The organism is Staphylococcus sp. KUGN1, assembly GCF_045984185.1.
Lineage (GTDB): Bacteria > Bacillota > Bacilli > Staphylococcales > Staphylococcaceae > Staphylococcus > Staphylococcus warneri_A.
Genome location: NZ_JBJQIL010000001.1, coordinates 523,331 through 543,355, shown reverse-complemented (window position 1 = coordinate 543,355; position 20,025 = coordinate 523,331). Strand labels below are relative to the sequence as shown.

General features: G+C 32.6%; 29 protein-coding genes. 9 read left to right on the top strand and 20 right to left on the bottom strand.

What is annotated here, in order from left to right; genetic code table 11:
- Position 1: 1 nt before the first annotated feature.
- On the bottom strand, positions 2-460 hold the full coding sequence (locus ACJQQZ_RS02745; RefSeq protein ID WP_408023034.1) for a hypothetical protein: 459 nt from the start codon (positions 458-460) through the stop codon (positions 2-4).
- Between the two features lie 2 nt (positions 461-462).
- Positions 463-627 (bottom strand): DUF1270 family protein, encoded by a 165-nt coding sequence (locus ACJQQZ_RS02740; RefSeq protein WP_408023033.1) that lies wholly within the window; start codon positions 625-627, stop codon positions 463-465.
- Positions 628-699: 72 nt separating this feature from the next.
- Here ACJQQZ_RS02740 and ACJQQZ_RS02735 point away from each other — a divergent pair, with 72 nt between their 5' ends.
- Positions 700-972 carry a hypothetical protein gene (locus ACJQQZ_RS02735; RefSeq protein WP_145506069.1) on the top strand — a complete coding sequence of 91 codons (273 nt, stop codon included), beginning with the start codon at positions 700-702 and terminating at the stop codon, positions 970-972.
- A gap of 129 nt (positions 973-1,101) precedes the next feature.
- Here ACJQQZ_RS02735 and ACJQQZ_RS02730 read toward each other — a convergent pair whose 3' ends face one another.
- Entirely contained in the window at positions 1,102-1,419 is a 318-nt protein-coding gene (locus ACJQQZ_RS02730; protein ID WP_015365164.1) for a DUF771 domain-containing protein, read from the bottom strand.
- 58 nt (positions 1,420-1,477) lie between these two features.
- Between ACJQQZ_RS02730 and ACJQQZ_RS02725 the strand changes: the two genes are divergently transcribed.
- A complete protein-coding gene (locus tag ACJQQZ_RS02725; RefSeq protein WP_408023032.1) occupies positions 1,478-1,681 on the top strand; it encodes a hypothetical protein in 204 nt (67 codons plus the stop codon).
- Here the strand turns inward: ACJQQZ_RS02725 and ACJQQZ_RS02720 are convergent.
- The gene (locus ACJQQZ_RS02720) at positions 1,662-1,820 is read right to left on the bottom strand and encodes a hypothetical protein (protein ID WP_408023031.1); all 159 of its coding nucleotides are present in this window, start codon (positions 1,818-1,820) and stop codon (positions 1,662-1,664) included. The two genes, ACJQQZ_RS02725 and ACJQQZ_RS02720, sit on opposite strands and share 20 nt — an antisense overlap.
- 77 nt (positions 1,821-1,897) lie before the next feature.
- On the opposite strand from ACJQQZ_RS02720, the gene ACJQQZ_RS02715 reads away from it, so the two are divergent.
- Positions 1,898-2,020, top strand: coding sequence for a hypothetical protein (locus tag ACJQQZ_RS02715; protein WP_408023030.1), 123 nt, complete (start codon positions 1,898-1,900; stop codon positions 2,018-2,020).
- On the opposite strand, the gene ACJQQZ_RS02710 is transcribed toward ACJQQZ_RS02715, so the two are convergent.
- Positions 2,010-2,243: a hypothetical protein gene (locus ACJQQZ_RS02710; RefSeq protein WP_262551628.1), complete on the bottom strand. Its 234-nt coding sequence runs from the start codon at positions 2,241-2,243 to the stop codon at positions 2,010-2,012. The two genes, ACJQQZ_RS02715 and ACJQQZ_RS02710, sit on opposite strands and share 11 nt — an antisense overlap.
- Before the next feature lie 65 nt (positions 2,244-2,308).
- On the opposite strand from ACJQQZ_RS02710, the gene ACJQQZ_RS02705 reads away from it, so the two are divergent.
- Positions 2,309-2,650, top strand: coding sequence for a hypothetical protein (locus tag ACJQQZ_RS02705; RefSeq protein WP_206140621.1), 342 nt, complete (start codon positions 2,309-2,311; stop codon positions 2,648-2,650).
- On the opposite strand, the gene ACJQQZ_RS12645 is transcribed toward ACJQQZ_RS02705, so the two are convergent.
- The 3 genes from ACJQQZ_RS12645 to ACJQQZ_RS02695 form a co-directional block, all read right to left on the bottom strand.
- Positions 2,647-2,700, bottom strand: coding sequence for a hypothetical protein (locus tag ACJQQZ_RS12645; protein ID WP_486387907.1), 54 nt, complete (start codon positions 2,698-2,700; stop codon positions 2,647-2,649). The genes ACJQQZ_RS02705 and ACJQQZ_RS12645 overlap by 4 nt on opposite strands.
- Before the next feature lie 26 nt (positions 2,701-2,726).
- Positions 2,727-2,876: a hypothetical protein gene (locus ACJQQZ_RS02700; protein ID WP_408023029.1), complete on the bottom strand. Its 150-nt coding sequence runs from the start codon at positions 2,874-2,876 to the stop codon at positions 2,727-2,729.
- Positions 2,877-2,970: 94 nt separating this feature from the next.
- On the bottom strand, positions 2,971-3,180 hold the full coding sequence (locus ACJQQZ_RS02695) for a helix-turn-helix transcriptional regulator (RefSeq protein ID WP_119527341.1): 210 nt from the start codon (positions 3,178-3,180) through the stop codon (positions 2,971-2,973).
- Between the two features lie 164 nt (positions 3,181-3,344).
- Between ACJQQZ_RS02695 and ACJQQZ_RS02690 the strand changes: the two genes are divergently transcribed.
- The 5 genes from ACJQQZ_RS02690 to ACJQQZ_RS02670 all read left to right on the top strand — a co-directional run bounded on the left by ACJQQZ_RS02690 (position 3,345) and on the right by ACJQQZ_RS02670 (position 6,511).
- Positions 3,345-3,674: a helix-turn-helix domain-containing protein gene (locus ACJQQZ_RS02690; protein ID WP_124227912.1), complete on the top strand. Its 330-nt coding sequence runs from the start codon at positions 3,345-3,347 to the stop codon at positions 3,672-3,674.
- An 11-nt stretch (positions 3,675-3,685) separates the two neighbouring features.
- The gene (locus ACJQQZ_RS02685) at positions 3,686-4,147 is read left to right on the top strand and encodes an ImmA/IrrE family metallo-endopeptidase (protein WP_135019219.1); all 462 of its coding nucleotides are present in this window, start codon (positions 3,686-3,688) and stop codon (positions 4,145-4,147) included.
- Between the two features lie 13 nt (positions 4,148-4,160).
- On the top strand, positions 4,161-4,661 hold the full coding sequence (locus ACJQQZ_RS02680) for a hypothetical protein (protein WP_124227914.1): 501 nt from the start codon (positions 4,161-4,163) through the stop codon (positions 4,659-4,661).
- Positions 4,662-5,047: 386 nt separating this feature from the next.
- Positions 5,048-5,212, top strand: a complete 165-nt coding sequence (locus ACJQQZ_RS02675) for a hypothetical protein (RefSeq protein ID WP_193390820.1) — start codon at positions 5,048-5,050, stop codon at positions 5,210-5,212.
- Between the two features lie 273 nt (positions 5,213-5,485).
- Entirely contained in the window at positions 5,486-6,511 is a 1,026-nt protein-coding gene (locus ACJQQZ_RS02670) for a tyrosine-type recombinase/integrase (protein ID WP_408023028.1), read from the top strand.
- A gap of 156 nt (positions 6,512-6,667) precedes the next feature.
- On the opposite strand, the gene ACJQQZ_RS02665 is transcribed toward ACJQQZ_RS02670, so the two are convergent.
- From ACJQQZ_RS02665 to zapA, 12 genes are all read right to left on the bottom strand, one after another.
- Positions 6,668-7,186: a YfcE family phosphodiesterase gene (locus ACJQQZ_RS02665; protein WP_049423865.1), complete on the bottom strand. Its 519-nt coding sequence runs from the start codon at positions 7,184-7,186 to the stop codon at positions 6,668-6,670.
- Positions 7,179-7,766 (bottom strand): XTP/dITP diphosphatase, encoded by a 588-nt coding sequence (locus ACJQQZ_RS02660; protein WP_145506048.1) that lies wholly within the window; start codon positions 7,764-7,766, stop codon positions 7,179-7,181. The genes ACJQQZ_RS02665 and ACJQQZ_RS02660 overlap by 8 nt, the downstream gene beginning before the upstream one ends.
- Before the next feature lie 15 nt (positions 7,767-7,781).
- Positions 7,782-8,579: a glutamate racemase gene (gene racE, locus ACJQQZ_RS02655; protein ID WP_124228384.1), complete on the bottom strand. Its 798-nt coding sequence runs from the start codon at positions 8,577-8,579 to the stop codon at positions 7,782-7,784.
- Between the two features lie 150 nt (positions 8,580-8,729).
- A complete protein-coding gene (sdhB, locus tag ACJQQZ_RS02650) occupies positions 8,730-9,566 on the bottom strand; it encodes a succinate dehydrogenase iron-sulfur subunit (RefSeq protein WP_002450643.1) in 837 nt (278 codons plus the stop codon).
- Complete coding sequence (gene sdhA, locus ACJQQZ_RS02645; protein ID WP_002450644.1) at positions 9,566-11,332, bottom strand: succinate dehydrogenase flavoprotein subunit; 1,767 nt, start codon at positions 11,330-11,332, stop codon at positions 9,566-9,568. The genes sdhB and sdhA overlap by 1 nt, the downstream gene beginning before the upstream one ends.
- 53 nt (positions 11,333-11,385) lie before the next feature.
- Positions 11,386-12,000 carry a succinate dehydrogenase cytochrome b558 subunit gene (locus ACJQQZ_RS02640; RefSeq protein ID WP_145506042.1) on the bottom strand — a complete coding sequence of 205 codons (615 nt, stop codon included), beginning with the start codon at positions 11,998-12,000 and terminating at the stop codon, positions 11,386-11,388.
- 406 nt (positions 12,001-12,406) lie between these two features.
- Positions 12,407-14,191 carry an excinuclease ABC subunit UvrC gene (uvrC, locus tag ACJQQZ_RS02635; RefSeq protein WP_408023027.1) on the bottom strand — a complete coding sequence of 595 codons (1,785 nt, stop codon included), beginning with the start codon at positions 14,189-14,191 and terminating at the stop codon, positions 12,407-12,409.
- Positions 14,192-14,327: 136 nt separating this feature from the next.
- On the bottom strand, positions 14,328-14,642 hold the full coding sequence (gene trxA / locus ACJQQZ_RS02630; RefSeq protein ID WP_002450647.1) for a thioredoxin: 315 nt from the start codon (positions 14,640-14,642) through the stop codon (positions 14,328-14,330).
- Positions 14,643-14,813: 171 nt separating this feature from the next.
- On the bottom strand, positions 14,814-17,162 hold the full coding sequence (locus tag ACJQQZ_RS02625; RefSeq protein ID WP_408023026.1) for an endonuclease MutS2: 2,349 nt from the start codon (positions 17,160-17,162) through the stop codon (positions 14,814-14,816).
- 9 nt (positions 17,163-17,171) lie between these two features.
- On the bottom strand, positions 17,172-18,884 hold the full coding sequence (polX, locus tag ACJQQZ_RS02620; protein ID WP_124228388.1) for a DNA polymerase/3'-5' exonuclease PolX: 1,713 nt from the start codon (positions 18,882-18,884) through the stop codon (positions 17,172-17,174).
- 78 nt (positions 18,885-18,962) lie between these two features.
- The gene (locus ACJQQZ_RS02615; RefSeq protein WP_002450650.1) at positions 18,963-19,484 is read right to left on the bottom strand and encodes a CvpA family protein; all 522 of its coding nucleotides are present in this window, start codon (positions 19,482-19,484) and stop codon (positions 18,963-18,965) included.
- Positions 19,485-19,751, bottom strand: coding sequence for a cell division protein ZapA (zapA, locus tag ACJQQZ_RS02610; RefSeq protein ID WP_002450651.1), 267 nt, complete (start codon positions 19,749-19,751; stop codon positions 19,485-19,487).
- Positions 19,752-20,025: the final 274 nt, after the last annotated feature.

Genomic DNA, 20,025 nt, shown 5'->3' with positions numbered 1-20,025 from the left:
ATTAGCATTCAGTCTTTTTTTCTAAATTTCTTTCTAAATTTCTTTCGTATAGCTCTAACATTTTTTCTTTTAACTCTTTATAACAAATCTCTGCAAACTCATAGTCTTCTTTGTCTATATCCGTATTTCGACTAGCCCCTAATATTCTTTGAGTAAGTAATCTCAAATTTTCATGGACAGCAAATTCAAAATGAGATTTTGAAATCACATGAGGTTCGCGTTCAGAAAACCATCTTGTGACCCTCAACATTTCTTTTATATTTACATTGTTATGAAGATATCCATATCTAGGTTCAGGGATTACAAATTTAGAATTAACCAATTGAATATCTTCTTTTGTTAGCGATACATCTTTAAAGATCGAACTGGGTCCTTTTTTAGACGTACCTTCTACACGTTTAGCTACTACTTTTTCTACTAACTCAAGTAACTCGTCTTTTGATACTGTTATTTCTTCCATTTTTAACTCTCCTTTATTTGAAAAAATTCATATTCGAAAAATACAAATGCTACGATACTGATTAACATTGCGGTACCTAATGCAGTTGTGAAGTAGACACCTGAAAACGTTAGTGCTAGTGATAGTACAATCCATGATAGTAATGCGATTAAAAATGATTTGTTCATTGGTGACGCTCCTTTCTAAATTATTTATTTGTTATAATCCTTTTATCTAATGTGAAAGGATGGTGAGAAAATATGGACAAGTATTTAATTAGCTATGATCTTCATGCACCACGCAAAGACTATGAAAATTTATGGCATTTACTTAATTCGTTTAGAGATGCTATTCACATTCAAGATTCTGTTTGGTTGATAAAATCTCCAAAATCAAGTAAAGATATTAGTAATGTTTTAAGTAAAATTTTTGATAGCGATGATTCATTTTTAATTTGCAAAATAGAATCAAATCTATCTGGTGCTATCGAAGATGAAGCCGCATTAAAAGTTAAAAAACTTTATCAAGACTAGTAATTTTTCTTTTTTTAGGTTTATACGTTACGTGTTTGTAATTATAAAAACCTTTACTAGCATTCCTAACTTCCTCAACCAAAAGTGCTGTTAGGAGTGCTATTTTAATGAGTTGTAGTTTGCTCATGTTCATCTCCCCTTTCCGTGTATTTCTTCAAAATGTTCTTCGATGAATTTATTCATCTTTCTAGCGTTGAATCTCCAACGGTTTAAACTCTCATCCGGATAATGTGCGATACCTTGTTTTTTAAGTAATTTCTCAAACTTCGGATTGAATAGTAATCTGTCTTTAATAGTGTCGTCAGATGACATTTTTAATTTGCGTTTCAATTCTTTTAAGTCCCAAACTGGATCTAGTGAGTAATTTATTAATTCATCGTATTCATCTTTAGCGACAAGCACGTGTGTGTCTGGTATTGGTACAGACACGGTTAAAGTTTGCGTCATCTTAGGTGCTCCTTTCGTGTATAATGTTGTTATCCCTTTACGAAGGGAGGTGTTGCCTATGGCTAAAAAGTTAAACGTTTCTATTGATTTTGATGAAAAACAATTTGATAAAGACTTTCGAAAAGCTTTGGATAAACAATCAGCTAAATTTGATAAGAAAATGAAATGCCCGGCATGTGGTAAAAAAGTGACTTTCAAGTTCAGAAATTATAAAACTGATTGTCCAAAGTGCGGGGTTGAATTCACTCTAAATCGAAAGTGATTTTAAATTGATTTAATTTATCAAAATCCTTCTTTAAAGCTGCAATGTCTTTTTGAATTGTCTCCAGCAATTCATCTAGTTCATTGCGGTTTTTTATATTTATTTTTAATTCAACTTTATTCTTTTTTCGTTTAAACATTTGATTTCCTCCTTTAAGTTGTTTGTTCGATTGTTTGGTATAATGTTGTTATCCCTTTACGAAGGGAGGTGTTGCCTATGGCTAAGGATCATATGACCATCGAGACATCTTGTCCTAATTGTGGTAAAGGCATGAAAATTACGACTAAGAAGAAACACAATAAATGTCCAAGATGTAAACTTGATTTTGTTAGAAAGTAGTCTCGAATGGTATACCTTCATCAATTAATTCATCAATCGTGTTTTTAGATTTCTCTAATTCTCTAATAGCTTTATTTATCTTTAATTGTTTAACTTCTAAATCCTTAGTATTAATGTTTAATTGGTGAATAACTTTAGGTCCTTTTCTATCAAGCACCTTTTTAGTAACTATTGCAGTAGTTGCTATTAAGAGTGCTTTTTTTATTAGATTTAAATATTTCATTCCATTTCCTCCTTTAAATTGTTTGTTCGATTGTTTTGGTATAATCACCGTTGGAGGTGATAAATATGGATAACATCAGAAATGGGTCTGAATTTGTTTTAAAGCACATGTATAAAATTTACTTAGATAGACTTGAAGAAGGCGAATCTTCGAGTCAATCAAAATATTTTGGTAGTTGCGAAGAACTACAACAAAAGTATTTTATTGGTCACACTTACAATCAATTACATGATTGTATTAATGAGTTAAGTTTTAATAATTACTTGAACGTTACATATGGTAGTAACGTTCCGTGCGCTATAATTCTAGAGAATAGTTCTATTGCTTATTTCGAAAAAGAATACTCAAAAAAGGCTAAATCATTAATTAAAGATTTGAATAATTTAAGACAGTTATTAGGTTTTTAATCGCGAATGCCTACCACCTTCCAATCATCTGCTAACAAGTCTTCCGCCATTGGTTGCCACATTGGTGTGAAGATTTTTAACGCGGAATAGTCACAATATAACCAAATGTATTAGTTGGTATAAGTTCAACTGAACTTCCAGGTTCTATATCACTATCGAACTGAGAAGAACGATAAATTGATTTTCCATTTTCCATAGCTAACTTCGTTGCCTCTTGTATGTTCATAACTAACCTCCTTTAAGTTGTTTGTTCGATTGTGGGTTAAATCGTTGCTAAGTTGTAATTCGTTCAATTATTATCACTTAAAGTGATAATAATATTAAATTTTTTTAGCCTTTATATAATCAACTTCGGTGTTGAATAATTTGGCTAAAGCATAAAGTTGTAACCCTTTTAGTTCAGCGTCATCTTTTTCCCATCTTATTACAGATTGCTTAGTGACACCTAATTTATCAGCTACATCTTGTTGTGTCATTTTTGAATTAGTACGCCACACTTTTACTGGAAACTCTTTAAAATCCTCTGGCATTTCGTATCACCTCCTATTGACACTTACAACTATACTATCACTTAAAGTAATATGTCAACACTTAAAGTGATATTTATTTAAAAATAGTGATAATAAGTATTGTAAAGTAATATCACTTATGGTAAATTAGTATTACATTAAGTAATACTAAAAGGAGAAAAAACATGGAATATAAAAGTGCGAGAAAAATTTTGTCGGAGAATTTAGATCAACTTATGAAAGAGAACAACGTAACGCAAATAGAACTTTCTGAAGCAATCGGGGTAAGCCAATCCACAATCTCTAATTGGTTGAAAGAAGTTAAATATCCTAGAATTAGTAAAATACAGGAATTAGCTAATTACTTTAATGTACCGAAATCACGAATTACTGAAGATAAAAATGAAATAAAACAAAACACAATGGCTGCTCATTTCGATAAAGATGGCCTAACTGAAGAAGAAATTGAAGAAGTAAAACAATTTATTGAATTTGTTAAAAATAAAAGAAAATAAAGGGTGTTAATATGGGGAAGTATGAAGATTTGATAATAAAGAATAATCACTTACCTATAACTGAAACAAACCGATTACCTCACTTTCAATCCGGTTTTTATATGAATGGAGAAATATTCATCAATGAAAATAAATCGACAACTTCTAAACTTGAGGCATTAGCCGAAGAATTAGCTCACCATCAAATTACTTATGGGAATATTCTAGACTCTAGTAAAATACAGAATAAAAAATATGAGTTGAAAGCTAGACGTTTAGCTAGTGAAATATTAATACCATTAGAAAACATCGTTAAAGCATTTAAACATGGCGTTCATAATTTATATGAACTTGCCGAATTCCTAGAAGTATCAGAGAATTTCATCATCAAAAGTTTAGAACACTATAAGCAAAAGTATGGATTAACTACTCGATGCGGTGATTATGTAATCGCATTTGAACCATTAAGAGTGTTTGAATATAAAAATATATAAAGGAGCGACAAAAATGAAATTCAAAATATTAGGAACTGCATTGCTATCTGCAACATTATTATTAACTGCATGTGGTCAAAGTGAAGACAATTCTAAAAAAGAGCATAACAAAAAATCTGAAAGAAAATCTGATAAGAAGTCTAATGATCCAAAGAAAAATAAAGACGAGTCAAAAGATAAAGAAAAATCTTCTAATGAAGAGAGTCAAAACAGCCAAGAACAGTCACAAAAACAGCAAACTAACACACAAGAACAACAACAAACACAACAAACGCAACAGCAAAACAACCAAAATAACCAACAAGAAGGAGTACCACAACAAAATTATCAATCTCAAGATTCTCAGTCTAGTCAACAAACTCAACAACCTGTAAATAGTGCTAGAGAACAAGCTCTAAAAGAAGGTATAGATTTTGACAATCCAACTGACGAAGAAATAGAGAGAATGCGAGAATTAAGTAAAAATTCACCATACGGATTGCAAGAACCTACTCAAGCAGGACCTTATGAATAATTCTCAGGGTAGTTTGACTACCCTTCTTTATTACACCCATTATGACTATTACTCTATCACGTTTGAGCCGTTGAGGGTGTATAAGTTGCATAGAGTTGATTAACGCCGTGCTATTGGCAGATATAAATTAACAGGATAAACATATATGCTGAACTTTATGGAAACATAAAGAAACCACGGATAAAAAACCGTGGTGATAACAATATTGAGTATCGGAACAACTACCCTAGACAACTTCAGCCGCGCAACAGAATTCAACATCACGAGCGCCCGATATCCTGTTAACTTAATTATAACATAAAACTATAGATATGTATTTTTTTAATAGCTTGAAACTATTAATCTACCCTGTAGAATAAATCATAAATTTATAAAGGAGAAATATAATGAAAATAATTAATTATCAAGTTAAACTGAGAAAAATTTTTTATACCGTTAGAACTAACAGAGGTAATGTTTTTAGAAAGTCACGTCCTAAAAAAGAAAGTATCATGAAAACACGCAGAAAATTACAAAAATACGCCCGTGAAATTGATAAAAAAAGAAAGTAACTCCAAAGGAATTGTTATTTATGAAAGAAACACATGAAGTTTGATAATTGTATTTTTAGTGGCACTTATTCTTAAACATTAAACTTGAATAGTTGCTGATTTCCTGGTAATATAATTATAGATTAATCCTTGAAAAAGAGGACTTTATATTATATTAACCCTTGGAAGAGAGGGCTCGCAGGAAGTGCACTTGTACTTCCTGTTTTTTTTTATGCAATTCTCGGGTAGTCCAACTACCCTTATTATTTTTTACCTTTTTTGAGGAGGGATAACATGCAAACAAGATGTTATGACGGTAAAAAATGGCAATACGAATTTAAGTATGAAGGTAAACGGTATAGACAAAAAGGTTTTCGAACAAAAAGAGAAGCTAATTCTGCTGGATTAGATAAGTTAAATGAGTTAAAGCAAGGCATTGATTATGAACCAAATTTAACCCTGTATGACTATTTTAAAACGTGGTGTGAAACTTTTAAGAAATCGACTGTAACACCTAAAACATATAAGTCTTACGCTGCTGCTATAGAACATATCAATAACCACCCTATTGGCAAGAAAAAGCTGAAAGATTTATCCAGGTATCACTATCAAGATTTTATTAATGAATTTTCAAAAAATCATTCTAAAGAGTCGATAAGAAAATTAAATGGCTATATAAGAACATCATTAGACGATGCAGTATACGAAGGGCTTATTGCAAAGAACCCTACCTTTAAGGTTAATTATAGAGCTAATAACCCTAATAAAAGTGAAGATAGTAAGTATATCAATCTAAAAGATTATGAAGTGTTAAAACAGCATTTGATGACTAAAGACAACGCATCATCACTCGTACTATTCATCATGATTTGTACTGGTTGTCGTATAAGTGGCGCTTTAAATCTAAAGCGTGAATATATCAATCAAATTAAAAGCGAAATATATATTGATGAACATAAAACTGATTCATCTCCACGTTATGTGTCTATTAGTCAAAAGGATTTGAATTATATCATTAAATCTATTGATCAATTACCTAGAACAATTGACGGTACTATCTTTGGTGAACTAACAAACAATGCAGTTAACAAACGTTTAAAAAAATATTGTAACAATCTAGGTATCAAAGAAATCACTTCACATGCTTTACGTCATACTCACTGTTCATATTTACTAGCCAAAGGCATTTCTATATATTACATTTCGAAAAGACTAGGACACAAAAATATATCAGTTACTACTGAATTTTATTCACATTTACTTGAAGAAACATACAAAGAAGAAGATGCAAAAGCAACACAAATAATAAGTGCAATGTGATTTTTAGGGACCCATTAGGGACCCGAAAGCCCATGAAACCCGTCGTTATAAGGTTTATAGTATCCCTCCCAGGACGCTAAAAAGAGTTGTAATCTCTTAAGATTACAACTCTTTTTTTATATGCAAACAAAATAACAGTTAGGCAATATTGAATGCCTAACTGTTTTCTAATTTAAATTCAATTGTATCTATCACTTTATCTTCACGATTTCTAAAATTCAAAGTACATTTTAATGTCGTATCATCAATGAGAAGTTCCGCATAGGTTTCTTCGACATTACTTCTTGATTGTGAAATACTTCCCGGATTAATAACATGCACGTTTGCAATATTTTCATATTTAGCGACATGTGTATGTCCATAAAATGCTAATTGCGCACCAACTGTCTTAGCTTTTTCAGCTAATTTCATTCTTGTTTGGTTGACCCCGTACAAATGGCCATGTGTATAAAATGCATGAACATCATGATGTGTAATAAATTGCTCCTCTGGAAATTCTGGATAAAAATCACAATTTCCTTTAACTCGATGATATAAGCTCAATTCTGTATCATCATATTGAAATTCAGAATCACCAAGATGAAGGAATACATCTGCATCTTGATGTTGATCATACACTTGGTACAGGATACCTGTTTCATTATGATTATCACTCACTATAATCCATTTACTCATTATTCTCACCTGCTAAAAATTGTTGTAACTGTTTTATAGCATGACCTCGATGGCTAATTTTAGCTTTTTCAGAATCTGATAATTGTGCCATCGTTTTATTTAAAGAAGGTACATAAAAAATGGGATCATATCCAAATCCATTATCTCCGATTGGTTCTGTAGTTATTTCGCCTGTTACTGTCCCTTTAAATTGGGTCGTCTCACCATTAGGTGCACTCATACTAATCACACACACAAATTGTGCATTTCTATCAGAGATATTTTCCATATTTTTTAATAATTTATTAATATTGTCTTGGTCATTTTTATCTAATCCTGCATATCTTGCAGAATAGACACCTGGTTCACCATTTAATGCTTGGACTTCTAAACCACTATCATCAGCAATGACTTGTTTATTTAAAGCTTTAGCTGCTGCAACAGATTTTAATTTAGCATTTTCTTCAAATGTCGTTCCTGTCTCTTCTACATCAAAATCTTTAATCAATTCACTAATACCTATGACATTATGGTTAGGAAATATAGCTTTAAAATCATTGATCTTACCTTTATTATTAGATGCTATTACAATATTTTCCATTAACAATTCCTCCATTTAACCTACTGAGATACGCTCTACTTTAGTATCCATAACTAGCCATTCTTTAATAATATTTTCAATATGTGTTGTATCTCCAGTTGCAAAGAAACGATGTGGCGGATGTTGTGTATAACTTGCATGTTCGTTACTAAATGTTAATAATGCACTGACTTCTCTAGCTGTTTCCAATCCTGAAGAAATAACTGTTTTTTTACCACCAAAATAATCATTGATAGGTTGATATAACAATGGATAGTGCGTACAACCTAAAATAACTGTATCAGCTTCGCTATTACGCCATTGTTTCAAGGTTTGATGTATGACAATACTTGTAATTGTCGGATCATTATATCTCATTTGCTCAACTAAAGGTACAAAGCCTGGACAAGCAATACCATATACCTCTACGTTAGGATTAATTCGCTTAATATGCTTTCTATAAGCTTCTGATTTTATCGTACCTTCTGTACCTAAAATTAAAACATTTTGATTCTTAGTCGTCATAATAGCTGTTCGAGCACCGGGTTCAATGACACCGATTACTGGTATAGGTAATATGTTCTGTAAATGTTCTAATGCTACTGCAGTAGCTGTATTACAAGCTATCACGAGCATTTTAATATCGAATTCGACAAGTTTCTGTGCTATTTCAGTTGTGAATTGTTTAACTTCTTCACCTGATCTAGGTCCATATGGACATCTTCCAATATCACCTAAATAATAAATGGTTTCATTAGGAAGTTGTCTCATTATCTCTTTAGCTACTGTTAAACCACCCACACCTGAATCTATTACTCCAATTGGTCTATTCATAGTCTTACATCCTTATTTTATAGTTAAACTTTATTTTATCATATGCATACTTTAGTGTTGATTAATTCGAACGAAATCACTAATGCTATTTTATCAATCAATACACAAAAAAGCGGCACTCCTATGTGGAGTACCGCTAACAATTCAATATTAGTCAACTTTGTGATCAGAGCCGAAGAATGATTTAAACATATGGAATGATGTTTCTCTGTTCATTGCTGCAATAGATGTAGTCAATGGAATACCTTTTGGACAAGCATTCACACAGTTTTGTGAATTACCACATTGTTGTAATCCACCTGCACCCATTAAAGCATCTAAACGTTCATCTTTAGTCATAGCACCTGTTGGATGTAAGTCGAATAAACGTACTTGAGAGATGGCTTGCGCACCAACGAAATCATTTTTTTGAGTGACGTTAGGACAAACTTCTAAACAAACACCACAAGTCATACATTTAGATAATTCATAAGCTGTTTGACGTTTTTTCTCAGGCATACGAGGACCTGGACCTAAATCATACGTACCATCAATTGGAATCCAAGCTTTCATACGTTTCAAGTTGTCAAACATTCTTGAACGATCAACTTGTAAGTCACGAATAACTGGGAACGTACTCATTGGTTCTAAACGTATAGGTTGTTCTAATTGATCAACGATAGCAGAACATGATTGTCTTGCACGGCCATTAATCACCATTGAACAAGCACCACATACTTCTTCTAAACAGTTCATATCCCAAGTTACAGGCGTTGTCTTTTCACCTTTACTATTAACTGGGTTACGTCTAATTTCCATTAAACATGCGATAACATTTAAATTTTCTTTGTAAGGAACTTCAAATGTTTCTTCATATGGTTTAGATTCGCTATCATCTTGACGTTTAATAATCAATTTAACCGTTTTTTGTTTAGGTTGATTATTTTGTTCTTCTGTTGGTTGATTACCTTGAGTTTCTGGAGTGTCTTTTACTGATTGTTCAGCCATTATTTTTTACCTCCTTTAGACTTACTAGTGTAATCACGTTTACGTGGTGGAATTAAGCTAATATCAACTGGTTCATAAGTGAATTTAGGCGCTTCAGTTCTACCTTGGTAGTGAGCCATAGTTGTTTTTAACCATTCTTCGTCATTACGTTCTGGGAATTCTGGTTTGTAGTGTGCACCACGTGATTCGTTACGGTTATAAGCTCCGATAGTGATTACACGTGCTAGTACAAGCATATTCCATAATTGACGTGTGAAGAATACGGCTTGGTTACTCCAAGTTTGTGTATCTTCCATATCAATATCTTCGTAACGCTTCATCAATTCTTGAATTTTCTTATCTGTTTCTAACAATTTATCATTTTCACGCACAACAGTTACGTTTGCTGTCATGATTTCACCTAATTCACGGTGAAGTTTATAAGCATTTTCGCTACCGCGCATGTTTAATAATTTATCGAAACGTTCTTGTTCTTCTTTAACACGTGCTTCATAGATACTATCATCTAGATCAGTGTATGAAGTTTCGATTTCATCAAGATATTTAATTGCATTTGGACCTGCAACTGTACCACCATAAATAGCAGATAATAATGAGTTAGCACCAAGTCTATTACCACCATGTTGTGAGAAGTCACATTCCCCTGCTGCAAATAAACCTTTAATATTTGTCATTTGATCATAATCTACATATAATCCACCCATTGAGTAGTGTACTGCTGGGAAGATTTTCATTGGTACTTTACGTGGATCGTCACCAGTGAATTTTTCATAAATCTCGATAATTCCACCAAGTTTAACATCTAACTCATGTGGATCTTTATGTGATAAATCAAGGTAAACCATGTTTTCACCGTTGATACCTAATTTTTGGTTAATACATACATCGAAGATTTCACGTGTCGCGATGTCACGAGGTACTAAGTTACCATAGTCAGGATATTTCTCTTCTAAGAAGTACCAAGGTTTACCATCTTTATATGTCCAAATTCGTCCACCTTCACCACGTGCTGATTCACTCATTAGACGTAGTTTATCATCACCAGGAATAGCAGTAGGATGAATTTGAATGAATTCACCATTAGCATAAATAGCACCTTGTTGATAAACGATTGATGCTGCTGAACCTGTGTTAATCATTGAGTTAGTTGTTTTACCAAAGATAATACCAGGACCACCAGTAGCCATAATTACAGCATCTGATCCAAATGATTGAATTTCAGAAGTCGTCATATTTTGTGCAACAATACCTCTAGCAGTATTGTCGTCATCTTTGACTATACCTAAGAATTCCCAACCTTCGTATTTCGTTACTAATCCATCTACTTCATAAGCACGAACTTGTTCATCCAATGCATATAGTAATTGTTGACCTGTTGTTGCTCCGGCAAATGCTGTTCTGTGATATAACGTACCACCAAAACGTCTGAAGTCAAGTAAGCCTTCATTCGTTCTACTAAACATTACACCCATACGATCTAATAAATGAATAATATTAGGCGCAGCTTCAGCCATTGCTTTTACAGGTGGTTGGTTAGCTAAGAAGTCCCCACCATAAACAGTATCATCAAAGTGAATCCAAGGTGAGTCACCTTCACCTTTAGTATTTACCGCACCATTAATACCGCCTTGGGCACAAACTGAATGCGAACGTTTTACAGGTACTAATGAGAATAAATCTACATGTGCACCTTTTTCTGCTGCTTTAATTGTTGACATCAGACCGGCAAGTCCTCCACCGACAACAATAATTTTTTTCTCTGCCATAGAAATGTCACTCCCCTGAAATATTAAAACTAAGACTAGTTAATGTGTATTCTTTACATAAATGCAATGACAGCTGAAACGCCGATATAAGAAATGATTAAAAATACAATTAACGATACCCATGTGAAGACACGTTGTGATTTTTTAGATTGTAAAATACCCCATGTTACTAAGAATGACCATAATCCGTTAGAAAAGTGGAATACAACTGCAATGACACAAACAATGTAAATAATTGCCCATACTGGATTATGTAGATATTCATGCATCATATTATAATCAACTGCTTTACCGAAGAATGCCTTTTGTAGACGTGTTTGCCATAAGTGCACTGCGATAAAGATGAAAGATAAAATACCACTTGCTCTTTGGAAGAAGAACATCCAGTTTCTGAATAAAGAGTAATGTCCAACATTCTCTTTTGCTGTGAATGCAATGTGTAATCCAAATAAACCATGATATAACAGCGGAATATAGATTAATACAAATTCAACTACCAATAAGAATGGTAATGATTCCATAAAACCTGATGCTTTGTTAAAAGCTTCCGCCCCTTGTGTTGCTTGATGATTGACCAATAAGTGAACAATTAAGAATGCACCGATTGGGATAATACCTAATAACGAGTGAATTCGTCTTAGATAGAATTCATTTTTTGATTGAGCCAAAAGGAGTCCCCCCTGTAAACATTTAATTAATTGACTAAAATTAAAAAGTTGTATGTAAACTGCCGTAAAAAACCATATAAAATACTAGCTTCTTTTACTTCTTTATTTGGTACTCGTCTCCATTGATTAACTTTAGATACTTTGGAAGCATCCTAATCAAAGTTAAAAAGAAAACAAGTATGGCATAAAAAAGAAAAGGGCTCGTCATGTTATAGATTTCATATAATGATGTCGTAGAATGTCTGTACTATAGCAATTCATGTAACCCTACATGATTGATAACAATTCTCAATTAGAAAACGCTTCCAAACAACTTAAAAAAAATAGCCTTTTGTTAACTATATTGTAACATTATTTAAAGCATTTTTGGACATGAGAATTATTCTCATGTCCAAAAATTGAAATTTTATTTGTTTTGAAGTGCGTGTTGTAAGTTTGTTGCAACATTTTCCGGAAGTCCAGATTTTTTTAAATCTTCTAATGATGCCTCTTTCATTTTCTTAATCGAGCCAAATGTTCTTAATAATTTCGTTTTCCGTTTCGCTCCGATACCATCGATATCATCAAGTACGGATTTAAGTCCTGTCTTCTGTCTCGTCTGCCTATGGAATGTAATGGCAAATCGATGCACTTCATCTTGAATGCGGTGAAGTAAATAGAAGGCTTGACTATTTTTCTTTAATGGTACGATTTCTGCACTTGCACCATATAACAACTCGGATGTTTGGTGCTTATCGTTTTTTTGTAATCCAGCCACTGGTATATCTAAGCCTAGTTCATTTTCAAGTACATCCATAACGCCGTTCATATGTCCTTTACCTCCATCGACAATGATGAGATCAGGTAAAGGTGTACCTTCATTTAGTACACGAGTATATCGGCGTCGAACAACTTCTCGCATTGATTTATAGTCATCAGGGCCTTCAACTGTTTTAATTTTATATTTACGATAGCCCTTTTTATCTGGTTTACCATCAACAAAAGTTACCATCGCAGATACAGGATCCACACCTTGTATATTGGAATTATCGAATGCTTCGATTCTAATAGGTGTTTGGATCCCCATTCTTTCACCAAGTTCTTCAATTGCTTTGATCGTTCTAGATTCATCTCTAGCAATCAATTCAAACTTATTATTGAGCGAAACTTCTGCATTATGATTTGCCAAATCAATCATTTCTTTTTTCGCACCACGAGAAGGTTGTACAATTTTCGTATCAACAACCGATTGAATAATGTCTTTATCTAAGTGTTTGGGCACATGTACTTCTTTCGGTAATATATGTTGGTTTAAACTATAAAATTGACCGATAAAGGTATAAAACTCTTCTTCTTCAGTTTGTTGAATTGGAATCATCGTAGTATCTCTTTTAATCATATTCCCTTGTCTAATGAAAAAGACTTGAATGCACATCCAACCTTTCGACACGCTATAACCAAAGACATCACGAATCGTATTATCTGTTGACATAATTTTTTGCTTTTTAGTGAGATTATGAATATGTTGGATTAAATCACGGTACTCTTTTGCACGTTCGAAATCGAGAGACTCACTCGCTTTTTCCATACGTTCTTGTAAATGGTTTAATATTGTTTTGTCCTCACCATGTAAGAAATCACTAATTTCTTTTGTCATTTGTGCATATTTATCTAAATCGACATCATACACACACGGGCCCATACATTGACCAATATGATAATAAAGACATAATTTATCTGGCATTTTATCACATTTTCTAAATGGATATATACGATCTAATAATTTTTTTGTTTCTTGTGCGGAATAAGCATTAGGATATGGACCAAAATATTTGCCAGTCCCTTTTTTAACGGTTCTAGTTACAATTAATCTTGGATGTTTTTCTTTAGTAATCTTGATAAAAGGATAACTTTTATCATCTTTTAATAAAATATTATAACGTGGCTGGTATTGTTTAATTAAGTTTAATTCTAAAAGTAAGGATTCTGTTTCACTTGATGTCACTATAAACTCGAAATTACGAATTTCACTTACTAAGCGAGTTGTTTTAGCATCATGCGCACCCGTAAAATAAGAACGTAATCGATTACGTAGTTTTTTAGCTTTACCAACATAAATCACTTGATCATTACGATCTTTCATCAAATAGCACCCTGGCTCTAATGGCACTACATTTAGTTTTGTTTTAATTTTTTCTTGATACGTCTCCATCTACGTCCTCCTCTCTTCGAAAATTTTTATTAGCCAAACATGCTCATATCCATTCTTAATGGGCACGTTAATATATAAATAGACAAAACAAAGCTGGAGCATTTATGAAAATGCCCCAGTCTCAGGTTCTATATTCTTATAGATGTTTGTCTAATACTTCTGCTAAGTTTTCTTTAGGTTGGAAACCTACTACTTTATCAACTGGTTGTCCGTCTTTAAATACGATTAATGTTGGAATACTCATTACTTCATATTTAGCAGCAGTTGATGGGTTTTCATCTACATCTAATTTTAAGATATCTGCTTTACCTTCATAGTCCCCTGCTAATTCTTCTAAAACTGGAGCGATCATTTTACATGGTCCACACCAAGTAGCCCAGAAATCTACTAATTTAACACCAGATTCAATTTTACTATCAAAATCAGAATCAGTTACTTTTACGATTGCCATAATTGCCAATCCTCCTTAATTTTTAAATGATGAGCAAATTATAACAGAATTTATAAGGTAATGCATTGCAATCTGCTTATGTTCGTTTAAAAAATCAAATTTTTAAAGCCATTTGTAGAAGTGTCCTCAAATAGAAACATCATCATTTAAGCATATTTCTAAGACGATTATCTATTTTAGGGATGCAACGGTAACGCCAAATCCACCTTCACTTGGCATACCACCTCTAAATGTCTTCACGCTTTTATGTCTTTTTAGATGTTGTTGCACACCTTTTTGTAATGCTCCTGTACCCTTACCATGAATAATATAAACTTGTTCAAAATTACTTAAAACAGCTTGATCTAAATATTGATCTAATTCAATTAAAGCATCTTCATAGCGATATCCTCTTAAATCAAGTTCAGTTTTAACTGTCTGACTGTTAGATCTTGTAACCATTTTAGTTGGTTTTTCTTTTTTCTTTTTCATTTTTTCTAAATCTTCAATTGGTAATTTCATTTTCAATATTCCCATTTGAACAACTGCTTCTTTTTCTCCAACTAATTCTAGCACTTCACCTTTTTGACCATATGATAATACTTTAACTTCATCACCAGCTTGGATTTTATCGTATTTTTGTTTTTGAACATTTTGTTTGATTGATTTCGCTTCATATTGATCATCAAGTTGCTTTTTCTTATCAATAAGTTCATGTTCTTTAACATCCGCGCCTTTTTGATCTCTAAGTTCTCTTAATTCTTTAAGAATAGCATCTGCCTCTTTTGTAGCAGATTTGACACGTTGATTTGCTTTTTCTTTCGCTTCATCCATCAATGATTTCTCATAATTTTGATATTGTTGATATTGCTTTGCTAACTCATCATGTGTCGCCTGTGCTTCTTTAACTAATCTATCTAATTCAATACGTTGTTCATCCACACGTTTTGAATTTTTCTCTAATGATTCAATCATATTATTAATTTCTTGTTCATCTGTACCAATCATTGTTTTAGCTTTATTAATAATATTAAGGCTCAAGCCCAATTTTTTTGAAATATCAAATGCATTAGATCGCCCTGGAACACCCATTAATAACTTATATGTTGGACTTAACGTTTCCACATCGAATTCAACACTTGCATTCATCACACCTTCACGGTTATAACTATATGCTTTTAGTTCGGGATAATGGGTAGTTGCCATCACGAGTGCACCTAGATTCCTTACATGATCTAATATACTCATAGCAAGCGCAGCACCTTCACTCGGATCTGTTCCAGCACCTAATTCATCAAATAGTATCAAGCTATTTTTATCTGCTTCTTTTAAGATTTCTACAATATTTTTCATATGAGATGAAAATGTTGATAGTGATTGCTCAATAGATTGTTCATCACCAATATCACAATATACATTCTCAAAGACACTGAGCTGGCTACCATCTAATGTTGGAATAAGCATGCCTGATTGAGCCATAACAATAATAAGGCCTAATGTTTTTAATGTGACAGTTTTACCACCTGTGTTAGGTCCTGTGATAATCACTGTTTCTATATCATCTACAAACTCAATTGTATTTGCTACAACCGTATTATGATCTAATAAAGGATGATATGCATTAGGTAAATAAACTGTTCTTTCTTTATGAAATGTAGGCTTCGTACCTTTGATCGCACGGGCATATCTTGCTTTTGCAATTAAAAAGTCAAGATGTCCCATTATCGATTCAGCTAATAATAATGCATCTGATTCTACAGCGACTTGCGAAGTCAACTCAGCTAATATACGTTCACGTTCAACTGCCTCATCATTACGCAAGCGACTAATTTGATTATTCATTTCAACTACAGATGATGGTTCTATATACAATGTTTGACCTGAGGCAGATTGGTCATGAACAATACCATTAAAATCTTGTCTATATTCCGCTTTTACTGGAATGACGTTTCTATCATTTCGAACAGTTACAATCGCATCTGATAATTTCTTTTGGTTAGCCTGACTTTTAACCACTCGATCTAAATTCTGTCTAATTCGTTGATTTGTACTTGATATTTTACTTCGAATACTTTGTAACTCGTAACTAGCATGGTCGTATAAATCATGGGCGTCACATTTATCATTAATGTCCTTAAATAAATCCGTTAAAATTGGTAACTGTGCCATTTGACTATCTAAGATAGGGTATTTAACTTCTTCATCTTCTTCTAATAATTGATTATAAAATGTCTTAAACTGATTTTGAACTTGAATTAAGCGTTTAATCGCATTTAATTCGGTCACATTTAACACACCACCAATAGTTGAACGGTGAATGTACTGTGCTACTTTAGATAGGCCACTTAAACTTGGCAATCGATGTTTATTATAAATTTGTGATATTTCATCCGTTTCATTAATTTGAAATTCTACAGTTTCAAAATCTGTTGCTGGAGACATTTCTGCGACTTTTTCACGTCCTAAATCACTAATAGCTTCGTTAGCTACAAATGATTTTATTTTATCAAATTCTAAGACGTCTAATGTTTTTTGTCTCATGCAATCCCTCTATTTCTTCAATTTTTTATTGTCTTTAATAAATGATTTAAATGCTTCTCTAGACATCGTATTAATCACACGATCTTTAGTTACAAATCCTTTTTGAGCAGTAGCAACACCATATTTCATAAATTCTAAATGATCAACATGATGCGCATCCGTATTAATAGTTAACTTTACATTTGGATATTGGCGTACGGTTTGTGCATTTAGGTCTAAACGTTTAGGATTTGCATTGATTTCTAATATGGTATTTGTTTCTTCAGCTAATTGCGCTAACTTTTCTATATTAGGTTCATAACCGGGACGACGTCCAATAATGCGACCTGTTGGGTGAGCAATATGACGCACATATGGATTACGACAAGCATTTTCTAAACGTTGCATAATTTCCGCTTCTGATTGATTAAAACTTTGATGAATGGCTGCAATAACATAATCTAGTTGTGCCAATATCTCATCATCATAATCTAAAGAACCTTCCGGTAATATATCCATTTCAATGCCAGAGTATATATCAATCTCATCATATTCTTTATTTAATTGCTTAATTTCTTCATTTTGGCGAAGTAAGCGTTCAACTTGTAGACCATTGGCTACTCTTAAACTTTGTGAATGATCTGTAATAACCATGAATTCATAACCTTTAGCAATATTAGCCTCAACCATATCTCTAATAGAAAATGCACCATCACTATAAGTAGTATGCATGTGAAGATCACCTTTAATATCGTCGAGTTGTATAATCTGACTTAAATCTTTATCAAATTCACTGCCATCTTCACGCATTGAAGGTTCAATCCACGATACACCGAAATGTTCATAAATCTCCGCCTCGCTATTGAATTGAAGTAATTCTCCATTGGCTTTTTCAATGCCATACTCACTCACTTTTTCTTCTTGTGCTTTTGCTAATTGTCTAATTCGAATGTTATGATCTTTTGAACCTGTGAAATGTTGTAATGTGTGATAAAAAGCTGCAGGTTCAATTAATCTAAAATCAACACCAATCGTTTCATCGTCGTACTCTAATTCTACAGATACTTTGGTTGACCCAACTGCAACATCCTTTACCTTATTAGGGATTTCCAATAATTGTTGTTGAACTTTTTCAGGGTTATTTGTACTTATAATAAAATCCAAATCTTTACTTTGTTCTTTATATCTTCTAAAGCTACCTGCCGAAGCATATTGATCTATGTCATCTAGCTGACTAATATAATCAATAATTTGATGATTAAGTCCTCTCATTTGATCAATAGGATAACTTTCTTTCTTAGCTCCTAACGCTTTGACTGCTTCTAAGATATTTTGTTCAGTTTTTTTCGCAAAACCGCTTAATTCACTGACTTTTCCTGCTTCACAAGCCTCTTGTAATGACGTTTTGTCAGTGATATTTAATTCTTTATATAATTTAGCAATTTTCTTACTACCTAAACCTTGTATTTTCAATAATGGTACCAATCCTTCTGGGACTTCTTTTTGTAAGTCTTCTAAAGCTGTAGACTGACCATTTTGTCTATATTCATTAATCACATCGCCTACACCTTTACCGATACCTTTAAGTTCTGTTACATCTTCTATTTCATCTAACGGTCTTTCGTCTACTTCTAAACTTTGTGCTGCCTTACGATATGCTGATACTTTAAAGGCATTCTCTCCTTTTAATTCCATATAGGTAGCAATCTTTTCTAGTAATTGAATCACATCTTTTTTAGTCATATACATCTCTCCATAAAAAGAAGACCAGGACATTTCTCATTTTTCAAATTGTCTGTCCTGACCTCAATATCATTTTCTTTATAAATTTAAAATCATTTGTGAAACATAAGGTGTATGCAATAAAATTTGCTTGGCAAGTAATGAATGCCCTAATTGACTTTGTAGCATTGTATTAGGATATAACGCTATGATATACGTCAATATTTGTATGATAATCACACCGATGAATAGGCTTAATACAATACCTAAAGTGCGACTTATGATATTTAAAGGTTGATATGCCACTATATTATCAAATGTGACGATGATTAGATATAAAATCAACTTACAGCTAATAGCAATCACAATAAAAGCAATTATTGATTCAAAACGATACTGTAAATGATTAAAATGAATTGCATATTGCGTATCAAATGCGACTGTCTTTGGAAATGGTAAAAAAACAATTAATCGTTGCGCAATCTCTCGATAAAATTGTTGCGCAATCCATAACGATGCAAGCGTACATATCACATGAATACTCGAAAGCCATAATCCCCGTCGAAATCCAACAATTGAAACATAGCATAATATAATAAGTACAACGATATCTAATAGCATCTAGTCTTCTCGTTGCTTAATTTGATCTAATTCGTGTTGTAATCGACGATTTTCTTCTTCTAAACTCACTTTGTCATGCATCACGTTCACTGCTGTTAAAATCGCTTTTCTAGTGGTATCTAAACCTGCAGATTTTCGTCCTAATTCTTTCATTTTTTCATCCACTAAATGTGCAACATGTCTTATATGTTCCGGGCTATCATCGCCGATTATTGTGAAATGTTGATCGTTGATTGTAACATTTATCCTATTCTTAAACTCACCCATATCGATATCTCCTGACTTTTAATTAAATTATTCCGTTTCTGTGTTTAATTTAACCAAAATCATGTTTCTATATTATTTTGAACATAACATAATATTAATGTTTGGTTTTATACATTTACTTATCATTAAACATTATACATGAGTCATCTTTATTTTGTAAGTAGTGAGATGATAAAGAATAACTTTATATTCATTTAGAGCTTGAGTCTTATAAACTAAAATATATTTTCATTTTGTCATTATTCTAAGGTAATAAATGTTATGATATCATTTA

Excerpts from the sequence above, each read along its gene's own strand:
- ACJQQZ_RS02745 (WP_408023034.1), bottom strand. The coding sequence starts at position 460 with ATGGAAGAAATAACAGTATCAAAAGACGAGTTACTTGAGTTAGTAGAA.
- ACJQQZ_RS02740 (WP_408023033.1), bottom strand. The coding sequence starts at position 627 with ATGAACAAATCATTTTTAATCGCATTACTATCATGGATTGTACTATCA.
- ACJQQZ_RS02735 (WP_145506069.1), top strand. The coding sequence starts at position 700 with ATGGACAAGTATTTAATTAGCTATGATCTTCATGCACCACGCAAAGAC.
- ACJQQZ_RS02730 (WP_015365164.1), bottom strand. The coding sequence starts at position 1,419 with ATGACGCAAACTTTAACCGTGTCTGTACCAATACCAGACACACACGTG.
- ACJQQZ_RS02725 (WP_408023032.1), top strand. The coding sequence starts at position 1,478 with ATGGCTAAAAAGTTAAACGTTTCTATTGATTTTGATGAAAAACAATTT.
- ACJQQZ_RS02720 (WP_408023031.1), bottom strand. The coding sequence starts at position 1,820 with ATGTTTAAACGAAAAAAGAATAAAGTTGAATTAAAAATAAATATAAAA.
- ACJQQZ_RS02715 (WP_408023030.1), top strand. The coding sequence starts at position 1,898 with ATGGCTAAGGATCATATGACCATCGAGACATCTTGTCCTAATTGTGGT.
- ACJQQZ_RS02710 (WP_262551628.1), bottom strand. The coding sequence starts at position 2,243 with ATGAAATATTTAAATCTAATAAAAAAAGCACTCTTAATAGCAACTACT.
- ACJQQZ_RS02705 (WP_206140621.1), top strand. The coding sequence starts at position 2,309 with ATGGATAACATCAGAAATGGGTCTGAATTTGTTTTAAAGCACATGTAT.
- ACJQQZ_RS02700 (WP_408023029.1), bottom strand. The coding sequence starts at position 2,876 with ATGAACATACAAGAGGCAACGAAGTTAGCTATGGAAAATGGAAAATCA.
- ACJQQZ_RS02695 (WP_119527341.1), bottom strand. The coding sequence starts at position 3,180 with ATGCCAGAGGATTTTAAAGAGTTTCCAGTAAAAGTGTGGCGTACTAAT.
- ACJQQZ_RS02690 (WP_124227912.1), top strand. The coding sequence starts at position 3,345 with ATGGAATATAAAAGTGCGAGAAAAATTTTGTCGGAGAATTTAGATCAA.
- ACJQQZ_RS02685 (WP_135019219.1), top strand. The coding sequence starts at position 3,686 with ATGGGGAAGTATGAAGATTTGATAATAAAGAATAATCACTTACCTATA.
- ACJQQZ_RS02680 (WP_124227914.1), top strand. The coding sequence starts at position 4,161 with ATGAAATTCAAAATATTAGGAACTGCATTGCTATCTGCAACATTATTA.
- ACJQQZ_RS02675 (WP_193390820.1), top strand. The coding sequence starts at position 5,048 with ATGAAAATAATTAATTATCAAGTTAAACTGAGAAAAATTTTTTATACC.
- ACJQQZ_RS02670 (WP_408023028.1), top strand. The coding sequence starts at position 5,486 with ATGCAAACAAGATGTTATGACGGTAAAAAATGGCAATACGAATTTAAG.
- ACJQQZ_RS02665 (WP_049423865.1), bottom strand. The coding sequence starts at position 7,186 with ATGAGTAAATGGATTATAGTGAGTGATAATCATAATGAAACAGGTATC.
- ACJQQZ_RS02660 (WP_145506048.1), bottom strand. The coding sequence starts at position 7,766 with ATGGAAAATATTGTAATAGCATCTAATAATAAAGGTAAGATCAATGAT.
- racE (WP_124228384.1), bottom strand. The coding sequence starts at position 8,579 with ATGAATAGACCAATTGGAGTAATAGATTCAGGTGTGGGTGGTTTAACA.
- sdhB (WP_002450643.1), bottom strand. The coding sequence starts at position 9,566 with ATGGCTGAACAATCAGTAAAAGACACTCCAGAAACTCAAGGTAATCAA.
- sdhA (WP_002450644.1), bottom strand. The coding sequence starts at position 11,332 with ATGGCAGAGAAAAAAATTATTGTTGTCGGTGGAGGACTTGCCGGTCTG.
- uvrC (WP_408023027.1), bottom strand. The coding sequence starts at position 14,191 with ATGGAGACGTATCAAGAAAAAATTAAAACAAAACTAAATGTAGTGCCA.
- trxA (WP_002450647.1), bottom strand. The coding sequence starts at position 14,642 with ATGGCAATCGTAAAAGTAACTGATTCTGATTTTGATAGTAAAATTGAA.
- ACJQQZ_RS02625 (WP_408023026.1), bottom strand. The coding sequence starts at position 17,162 with ATGAGACAAAAAACATTAGACGTCTTAGAATTTGATAAAATAAAATCA.
- polX (WP_124228388.1), bottom strand. The coding sequence starts at position 18,884 with ATGACTAAAAAAGATGTGATTCAATTACTAGAAAAGATTGCTACCTAT.
- ACJQQZ_RS02615 (WP_002450650.1), bottom strand. The coding sequence starts at position 19,484 with ATGCTATTAGATATCGTTGTACTTATTATATTATGCTATGTTTCAATT.
- zapA (WP_002450651.1), bottom strand. The coding sequence starts at position 19,751 with ATGGGTGAGTTTAAGAATAGGATAAATGTTACAATCAACGATCAACAT.